General features: G+C 76.7%; 2 protein-coding genes. One reads left to right on the top strand and one right to left on the bottom strand.

Translation table 11 applies throughout. The features are described from left to right. Positions 1-559 (top strand): FHA domain-containing protein (locus KIK08_RS39295; protein ID WP_214408369.1); only part of this gene is annotated, 559 nt, incomplete at its 5' end. Between the two features lie 13 nt (positions 560-572). Here the strand turns inward: KIK08_RS39295 and KIK08_RS39290 are convergent. Beyond that, a partial coding sequence (locus KIK08_RS39290; RefSeq protein WP_214408368.1) for a hypothetical protein occupies positions 573-833 on the bottom strand: 261 nt, incomplete at its 5' end.

The raw sequence follows: 833 nt of genomic DNA, 5'->3' as shown, positions 1-833 counted from the left end.
GCCCCCGCGCCCGCCGCTCGACGTCGGCGCGCCGGTCGGCTCGCCCGCCGCCGCGCAGGAGAACGCGACCACCGTCTTCGAGCAGCCCAAGGCGCAGGGCCACCTGTGCGCCCGCGGGCACCTCAACGACCCGCGCTCGCACTTCTGCGTGCTGTGCGGGATCCGGATGAACGAGCGCACCGGGGTGCTCGTCGTCGGCACCCGCCCGCCGCTGGGCCTGCTCGTCTTCGACGACGGCTCCACCTACACCGTCGACGCCGAGTACCTCGTGGGCCGCATGCCCGAGGCCGACCAGCGGGTCCGCTCCGGCGTGCTGCGCGCGATCATCATCGAGGACCGGTCCGGCTCGGTGTCGCGGGTGCACGCCGAGGTCCGGCTCAACGGCTGGGACGTCATGCTGGTCGACTCGGGCTCGCGCAACGGCACCTACATCTCGGAGCCGGGGGAGTCGGGCTGGACCCCGCTGCCGCCGCACCAGACGCGGCGCATGGTGCCGGGCACGAAGGTGCGCCTGGGCGCGCGGACGTTCGTCTTCGAGTCGCCGTCCGGGGTGCGCTGAGGGCCCAGGGGGCTCACGCCCCGTCGCGCACCCCGACCGCGATCCGGTCCACGACCTGGTCGATCTCCTCGTCGGCGTCGGCCGTGGTCGCGCGCACCCGCAGCACCGCGGTCGCGGTGTCGTCCCCGGTGGCGGCGTCGGGGGCGGGCAGGTCGACCGGCAGCACCAGCACCGGCGCGGTGGTCGCCGCGGCCGGTTGAACGGCCTCCGCCGAGACCCCGCGCCGCGACAGCGCCGCCACGGCGGCCCCGCTGCGCCGGGCCCGCCGCGCGTC

Origin of the sequence: Pseudonocardia lacus (assembly GCF_018531445.1) — a bacterium.
Lineage (GTDB): Bacteria > Actinomycetota > Actinomycetes > Mycobacteriales > Pseudonocardiaceae > Pseudonocardia > Pseudonocardia lacus.
The sequence above is the reverse complement of the archived record's forward strand: the minus strand, read 5'-3'. Positions and strand labels throughout refer to the sequence as shown.